The sequence below is a fragment of the Silvanigrella sp. genome, assembly GCF_044369315.1.
Classification (GTDB): Bacteria; Bdellovibrionota_B; Oligoflexia; order Silvanigrellales; family Silvanigrellaceae; genus Silvanigrella.
Map to the genome: position 1 here is coordinate 1 of NZ_JBIPMD010000194.1, position 6,425 is coordinate 6,425.

Consider the following 6,425-nt stretch of genomic DNA (forward strand, 5'->3'; position numbering starts at 1 on the left):
TATTTTGAGGAAAATATGAAATTTTACCGTTTCGAATGATTTCTCCTTCTGTTGGCTTTAATTCACCTATAATTATTTTTAATAATGTACTTTTACCAATGCCGTTCTTACCTATAATTCCAATTTTTCCACTTGATATATTAACATTGAAATTTTTAAATAATAAGCTTCCATCTGGCAAATGATATGCCAAATTTTGTACGGATAATAGAAATGACAATTTATCATTCTCCAATAAATATTTGATTTTAATTGTTTTATTTTTTATAGAAATGAGATTAGTTAGACATGGCACCCTTAGCGTAGATTAAAAACGAACAAATAACCATAACAAAAATAAAAAAACAAGGCAAGAGTTATTTTAAATTTTTAATTAAATTGAGAAAGTAACGCTTTCTCCGAAAAATCATATTTTTTTAATTGTGGATTTAAAAATTTTGAATATTTTTTAAAATTTATCTTTTTCCAGTTTGCTTTATTTCCAATAGAATTTATATATTTTGAAATATTTTCTTGATCAATTGGTGCTGTCCAAGAGGTTATTTTAAAACCAAGATCAGATGTAAATTGAATTCCATGAAAATAATCATAAAGTAAAATAGCGATCCAACCTCCATCCATAAAGTGACCACCCATTGTCACATACATTTTTTTGTTTTTTACAGATTGAATAGCTTCTTTTGTCCAATCAACGCCACCGATAATACTTTTAAATTTTATAGATTCAAATGAATTTACAACTCCAAGAGCCATCTCATCATTTGCAACCCAAATTCCTCTCGATTTTGGATAAAGCCGATGGAGTTCTTTTATTTTATCTGATGCTTCTTCTCTTTTCCAATTAGCATAAGCAATTTCATCTAAGATAACTTTACCATTAGATTCATTTATAAATTTAATCAAACCTTTTACTCTTTCAATTGAAGCCTGATCTGCTATTGTACCGCCTATTCCTAATAAATGAATTTTTCCATCAGGACTAAATCCTGTTTCTTTAGTTATTATTTTTGCAAGTTCATAACCAGATACTTCATCTTTAGGTAACATTTCACCAATTAAATATTTAAATCGAATGTTATTATTTGCCTCATCTGTTTCAAAATCAAATCCTGAATTGTATATAAAAAAAGGAATTTTATTTTCTTCTAATAACTGTGACATTCTTATAAGCTGATTTTTAAAATTCATTAAAATAACAACATTATATTTTTTTTCACTTACAGCTAATTTTAATTCATCATTTAAAAATTTTAAATCATCATTAGCATAAATGGCTTTTAATTCAATATTTAAACTTTCGCAAGAAAGTCTCATAAAATCTACAACCATCGAGAAAAATGGGTCGTTTTGATCTCCAGCTGTTACAACAGCTAATTTCATTTTTTGACTTGCAAATAAATTGAAATAAATAATCATATTTATTAAATGAATGATAAAAAATATTTTCATTATGATCTCATCTTTGTATTTCAGATTGCTTTCTCTCAAACAAAACTTTTATTTTTAAAAGAAATGAATAAGTTAACATTCTTATTTTAAAAGTTACTCTATCCAGAAATCCTATCATTTGTATTTTACTGGATTCTTTCATTTCATTTGGAAAATGCACAAATGTATTAACATTTCCTATATCGTCATATTTTTCAAGATTTGATTTAAAAATAACATCTTTAAAATATGAAATTCTACTAAATGCCGTTTCTGTTATTAATAAATATTCATTTTTATTTATTTTATTTTTTGATAAGCGATGAAGTGTGATAACATCCATACCTGATAATTCTTGAAATTGATTAATTTGATAAATCAATATTTTTCCAGAATGAACAATAAGCTTTAACTTAAGGCTATCAACATTAGAACAACAAGGACATTCACAACTTTTTACTGAGTTAAGGGTTAATTTTTTATTATTAAAAGCTTCAAAAAAAAGGAAAAGTTTATTGCTTACATATTTTTGATCAAATGTTAAATCTATGGGCATATAAAAAAAGATAGCATCACCTTCAATTTTTGATACTTTAATAGGATCTTCAATTTGATCAAGTAATATTTTAAGGAGTTTTGAAATGATAAATTGCCCGTGAGTCCATGAAAAAGAGTGTTTTTTTACAAATTGTGTATACCCACTAATATCCGCAAAAAATAGAAGAGCTTCTTTTTCATTAGATAAGTTTTGATTTTCAGTAGCACACATATTATTTCTTCTTTTATTTTAATCACTTTTTTAATTTAAACTTATTAAAATCATAAACTTAATTTGCAAAATTGATCAAGCAGAAATAGTCAAATTTCAGAAAAATACAATCAAAATTCCGACTTCAAATTTACTTTATTGAAAAATATCTATGAGATAAAATAAAAATAACATAATTTCTAATTTGGTGAATAAAATGGCTAAAGTTGTAATTATACTTGATGATACAGAAGAAATTCATCTTGTAACAAAAAAAGTATTAGAATCTTTAGAACTAAAAGTGATATGTTGTTATAATGCCGATGATCTTGTGACCCAAATATTGGCAAATATTCACGATCTTGCTCTTGTACTGCTAGACATTTATATGCCAGATAAAAACGGTTTTACTGTGATGCAGCAAGTCAAAGATCGTTTTCAAAAAAGAAAATTCAAAATTGTGTTTTTCACCTCTATAAAAGAGAAAAAGTATATATTACAAGGCATGAGCTTAAAAGCGGATGGCTATATTATAAAGCCATTTAAAGTTGATGAGTTCAAAGAAAAAATTCAACAACTCTTGAAGCCAACACCGCTTTTTTAAAGGATATTTTATAAAACTAAAAATCTAAGTTTACACCTTTTTCAATACGTGGCTCTGAACCATCATAATGAATTACTTTACTTTCTGACTCTATAATAGTGGCAATATTTACAGGTCTATTCCATATTTTATAAATATTTTTTAAAGTTTCTACAGCCCAATCAATTTTTAAATCTTTTCCTTGATGTTTATGGCGCAATAATAGTTCGCCTCTGTTACGATAGTTTCCATCGACGACATCAATAATAGGTTGTCCAAAATTGGTCATAGAATCTAAAAGATCTCTTTTGATTGTCTTAAAATCTCTATCATGAATGATTGCTTGACCTGAACGTCTGTCTTGCACCCAAGTAAACAATTTTGCATCTTCGCAAAAATCTTCATCTAAAAATTCATCTAAAAAAGTAATGTCATTGTGAAATTTTCGAATTTCAAAAAGTTTTTCCATTCCTTTGTTTGAATTTTTGTTCCAATTTCTTCTCACTTGGGGATCATCACAAAGGGTATATTCTAAACCAAATTGGCCATTATTCCATCTTTTTTCAATATGCCGCATTAATTCTACCCCTAATTTATAAGGATTTAATCTTTGCCCTGACATTTGAACTACTCCTGCATAGTGATCGCAGTAGTCAATTACTTCAGAATCTTTTAAAACCAATTGCGTTAAAATTTTGGAATGCCAATAAACCGCCCAGCCTTCGTTCATGATTTTAGTTTGCCCTTGAGGAGCAAAATAATAGGCTTCTTCTCTTACAATAGAAAGAACATCTCTTTGCCATGAATTTAAAGGAGCATAATCTAATAAAAATTTTAAAATATCTCGAACAGAACTTTCTGGAAATTTTTTTTCTTTCTCTTTTTCTTGAATTACCTTAGCCTGTTGTTCCTTTACATAGCTATCTGGATTTATATATCCCTCCATATAACCACGCAAAGAAGGAAGTTTCGGTACAGGTAATTTATCTGGAGATATTAAACTCTCATCATAATTATCTTTGTCTTTTGGTTTATATTCACGACGAATATGTGGTCCATGTTGATCAATTAAGTTTTCTAATGATAAACAAATATCAATAAACCCTTCCACTTCATCATGCCCTACTTCTTCAATATAGCGGCGCACTCGGCTGCCATGATTCGCCATTTCGTCAAGCATTTTTCTATTTGTATGCGAAAAACAATAATTATTTTTGAAAAAATCACAATGACCATAAACGTGAGCAATCACTGTTTTTTGATCTACAAGTGAGTTACTTCTTAGTAAATAAGCGTAACAAGGATCATTATTAATAACCATTTCATAAATGAGTGACAATCCATATTCATAGCTCTTTGCAATACGCTCATATTCCATACCAAAACGCCAATGAGGGTAACGCGTTGGAAAACCACCATAAGCAGCAATTTCACTCATTTGCTGATAATCAACCATTTCAAAAATGGTCGGAAAAAAATCCAAACCTAAATTTCGAGCATGGCTTTCAATTTCAGTTACGATATCTCTTAATTCAGGTGTTAATTCGCTAGTAAGACGAGGATCCATAACCATAATTACTTCCCCTTTCCTAGAAAAGCACGTAAGGCATTCATAATCCCATCTCTGTCTTTTATTTGATGAATGATTACTTTTTCATTTTGTTCGCCGTAATGTTTTTCCAAGTCTTTTAAAAATTGCCCGCTTCCGTAACGGCTCTCAACTTGTCCATATGAAAATAAATTACTTGCCGGAAGTAAAGTATTATCAAGTAAATTCATACATTCATTCGTATCATTTCCACTCCAATTATCTCCATCTGAAAAATGAAATAAATAAATATTCCACTCCGCTGTAGGATAATTATCTAAAATAATTTTCTCACAAAGTTTATAGGCACTACTGATTAAGGTACCACCCGATTCTTTTGTATGATAAAATGTATGTTCATCAACTTCTCTAGCAATAGCATCATGAATAATAAAACGTGTATCTAAATTATCGTAATTGTGTTTCAGCCAAGCATTTAACCAAAATGAAGTCAAACGGACAATTTCTTTTTGTTCATCACCCATTGATCCAGAAACATCCATCATATAAATAATAGCAGCACTGGCTTCTGGCTTTTCTTCAATTCGAAAACTACGGTATCGTTTATCTTCTTTAATAGGAATCACAATTGGTTTTTCGTCCGAATAATCACCAATACTAATTTGTCTTTTTAATGCTTCTTTATAAGTACGCTTAAAGTTACGAAGGCTTTCGGGCCCATTTCTTAAAACACCTTGGTACTTATATTTTTTTTGAGTGATATTTTTTTTGCCTTTGTCTTCAATGCGTGGAAGCCCTAATTCTTCTCCCAATATTCCTGCTAGCTCATCAAGGCTTACATCCACTTCCATACTATGTTCACCAGGATTTTGGCCGGCTTCTCCTTCTCCTGGTTGCGGTTGTCCCTGATTCACTGCATCTCCGGGATCACCTTCACCTTGTCCAACTCCACGTTGCTGATTTCCTCCGAATTCGAATCGAGGAAGATCAATTCGTGGAAGTGGAATGGAAACTTGTTTGTTCCCTTGCCTTCCAATGAGTTCACCAGAAGAAATAAACCGTTTTAAATTGTCTTTTATTTTTCCTCTTACTATTTTTCTGAAGCGGTTGACATCGGTTTCCATTTTCATTTTTGATGAACCCTTCCTTTTCAGGAGAAACGTTGCAAAAAACTTATGAATTAAAAAGAAATCATATCAATAAAATTGTTTAAATTAATTTAGATTTCTTTTTACATCGCCGCGAGCAAAAATACTTGCAACAAAGTGGAGCGCATCTGTTGAACAAATATCGCAATATCCATAATTTTTAATAAGACGATTTTTTACAACATCAATTTTTGCTTGTGTTTCTTTATCAACTACATTGCTAACTAAACTTGTTAACTTAATTGTATCTTTTTGATCTTCAAAAAGTTTAAGTTCAAGAGCTTTATGAAGTCTTTCATTTGTCTTGTAATCAAATATTTTACCTTCAAGAGCAAGTGCACCAATATAATTCATAATTTCACGACGGAAATCATCTTTACGACTTTCTGGGATATCTATTTTTTCTTCAATGCTGCGCATGAGTCTTTCATCTGGTTCTTCGCTCATTCCTGTGTACTTATTTCTTACTCTTTCTTTTTGAGTGTATGCCTTCACATTATCAATATAATTTCCACATAGTTTTGCAATGGCTTCTTCGTCTGCTGAAATGGCTCTTTGAACTTCATTTTTAACAATATCTTCATATTCTTGTTTAACTACAGCAAGTAATTCACGATATCTTTTTTTCGTTTCTTCATCACGAATTAAGCTATGATTTTTTAAACCACCTTCTAATTCATTTAAAACAATAAAAGGATTTATACATCCATTCCCACGATCTTCTACCAAAGAGTTTGATAATTTATCTTGAATATAACGAGGAGAAATACCATCAAGACCTTCGCGTAAAGCATCTTTACGAAGCTCTTTAATATTATCTTCTGTATAGCCAGAAAGAGTTTTTCCATCATATAATTTCATTTTTTGCATAACAGTTAAGTTTGCTTTTTTAGGCTCTTCTAAACGTGTTAAAATACCCCACATAGCAGCGGTTTCAATCGTATGTGGTGCAATATGAATATGAGGAAC

Annotated in this window: 6 protein-coding genes and 1 pseudogene; 1 reads left to right on the forward strand and 6 read right to left on the reverse strand. The window is 30.0% G+C overall.

All coding sequences use genetic code 11. The features are described from left to right. From ACIQ56_RS13225 to ACIQ56_RS13235, 3 genes are all read right to left on the reverse strand, one after another. A partial coding sequence (locus tag ACIQ56_RS13225) for an ATP-binding cassette domain-containing protein (RefSeq protein ID WP_397601523.1) occupies window positions 1–220 on the reverse strand: 220 nt, incomplete at its 3' end. 149 nt (window positions 221–369) lie between these two features. Beyond that, a complete protein-coding gene (locus tag ACIQ56_RS13230) occupies window positions 370–1,449 on the reverse strand; it encodes an ABC transporter substrate-binding protein (protein ID WP_397601524.1) in 1,080 nt (359 codons plus the stop codon). Window positions 1,450–1,456: 7 nt separating this feature from the next. Continuing rightward, a complete protein-coding gene (locus tag ACIQ56_RS13235; RefSeq protein ID WP_397601525.1) occupies window positions 1,457–2,197 on the reverse strand; it encodes a DUF2652 domain-containing protein in 741 nt (246 codons plus the stop codon). A gap of 196 nt (window positions 2,198–2,393) precedes the next feature. On the opposite strand from ACIQ56_RS13235, the gene ACIQ56_RS13240 reads away from it, so the two are divergent. After that, window positions 2,394–2,780: a response regulator gene (locus ACIQ56_RS13240; protein WP_397601526.1), complete on the forward strand. Its 387-nt coding sequence runs from the start codon at window positions 2,394–2,396 to the stop codon at window positions 2,778–2,780. A 16-nt stretch (window positions 2,781–2,796) separates the two neighbouring features. Here ACIQ56_RS13240 and ACIQ56_RS13245 read toward each other — a convergent pair whose 3' ends face one another. The 3 genes and pseudogenes from ACIQ56_RS13245 to ACIQ56_RS13255 form a co-directional block, all read right to left on the reverse strand. Continuing rightward, window positions 2,797–4,332: a SpoVR family protein gene (locus ACIQ56_RS13245; protein WP_397601527.1), complete on the reverse strand. Its 1,536-nt coding sequence runs from the start codon at window positions 4,330–4,332 to the stop codon at window positions 2,797–2,799. A 2-nt stretch (window positions 4,333–4,334) separates the two neighbouring features. Next, window positions 4,335–5,462 (reverse strand): DUF444 family protein, encoded by a 1,128-nt coding sequence (locus tag ACIQ56_RS13250; protein WP_397601528.1) that lies wholly within the window; start codon window positions 5,460–5,462, stop codon window positions 4,335–4,337. 60 nt (window positions 5,463–5,522) lie between these two features. After that, window positions 5,523–6,425, reverse strand: a pseudogene (locus ACIQ56_RS13255) (serine protein kinase); the annotation flags it as partial.